The sequence below is a fragment of the Pseudoalteromonas sp. NEC-BIFX-2020_015 genome (assembly GCF_012952265.1).
Classification (GTDB): Bacteria; Pseudomonadota; Gammaproteobacteria; order Enterobacterales; family Alteromonadaceae; genus Pseudoalteromonas; species Pseudoalteromonas neustonica.
Genome location: NZ_JABCJL010000069.1, coordinates 1 through 1,464 on the forward strand (window position 1 = coordinate 1; position 1,464 = coordinate 1,464).

At 37.4% G+C, this 1,464-nt stretch carries 2 protein-coding genes; both read right to left on the reverse strand.

Translation table 11 applies throughout. From position 1 onward, the window contains the following. Window positions 1-268 precede the first annotated feature (268 nt). The gene (locus tag HH219_RS21540) at window positions 269-688 is read right to left on the reverse strand and encodes a hypothetical protein (RefSeq protein WP_169328589.1); all 420 of its coding nucleotides are present in this window, start codon (window positions 686-688) and stop codon (window positions 269-271) included. Between the two features lie 263 nt (window positions 689-951). Further along, complete coding sequence (locus HH219_RS21545) at window positions 952-1,314, reverse strand: hypothetical protein (protein WP_169328590.1); 363 nt, start codon at window positions 1,312-1,314, stop codon at window positions 952-954. Window positions 1,315-1,464 lie beyond the last annotated feature (150 nt).

Below are 1,464 nucleotides of genomic sequence, written 5' to 3' on the forward strand. Positions count from 1 at the left end.
TTAATGAAATTAGGTGTTAGCGAACGACTCGCCATAGCCTGTGGTATCACCAGTACCAAAAGTAGGCGCTTGGAAGCGAAGGCCCTTGTAGAAGCTCAAAAACAAAAGGAATTAACATTGCGCTAGGCAATGACTACTTAGCATCACAAGGTTTAGTGTCATTGAAAGATATTTGGATCAATATTCATTACAGGAGATGAACCGCCCATTGCGGACCCGCATGATGGGTGGTGTGGGGGCTGGAGGTTAGAGACCTCCGGCTACCCGATTAGGGTTCAATTTGCACAATAGCTGATTTAGCCCCAATTATAATTTCTGCTCCAGACTGAAAAATGAATGACCAAAGCCAGCTTTCGTCTGGGATTTTATCAGCCCAGAATTGACCATCGCACCAATCATCATCTGATATAAAACCAAAACTTTCTAAGCAATCATCTTCTGTGAAAGGCATTTCAGAATCTCTTGGCTTAAATTCAAATTGAGATACATTCGATATATTTAGAACAATTAAATCAGGTTGATTTTGATTTACCCAATTTCCAGTGCCTCTTTTCCATTTAAGAGTAACTGATTGAGTTTCAATAATATAATTAATTTCGATGAAATCAAAATCGTTATGAAGATCATATTCGATGGAATCGTATTTTAGATAAATACTCTCAGACCATGAAAAGTTTTCCGAAATCATCCTTGAACCCTAACGAGGCTGTAGAATAACTCTAACAGCCAAATTCAATTAAAAAACGAGCTCCTGTAATTAACTCTAAGCGTTTTTAAAGCATTAGGTAATGCATTTAGAAGCCATAAAACAGGCTGTTTTTCTTAAAAAAGAGTAATTCTACAGCCACAACGCTTTGCTAAGGGGCAATTAACAGTTGGCTATACTTGCGCGGAGCGCCAAGCCAACTGTTAATTGTCCCAGTGAGTTTACGAACGAATTTGAGCAACTTGTTATACACGATTTAGCCCACGTAATTCGTTAAATAAGTTTTGTTTACCTGAAAGCCAACACCAATATATAGGCAAAAAGCCCAATAAAAAAATGGTAATACTTCCTTTTATAAGGTTGTTATCCAACTTCTTAAGTTTAATTTTTACTCTGAAACTACTGGAGCTGATTTGCCAGTATGAAGGCAGTTCTAGAGTTTCCGATTCAAGTGGCAGAGTTGTCTCTATTTTGGCTTTTGACAGGTCAAATTTATTTACCATTAGACCTTCACCATAGGTATTAACATGAAGCCACTTGGTTCCATCGCGATCATACAAATCTAATTGAGCAGTACTAAAGATTAAACTTTTTATTGGTCGCTCCATAACCGCAAATTCTCCTGAGTGTATAACGAGGCTGTAGAATAACTCTAACAGCCAAATTCAATTAAAAAACGAGCTCCTATAATTAACTCTAAGCGTTTTTAAAGCACTAGGCAATGCATTTAGGACCCACAAAACTGGCTGTTTTTCTTA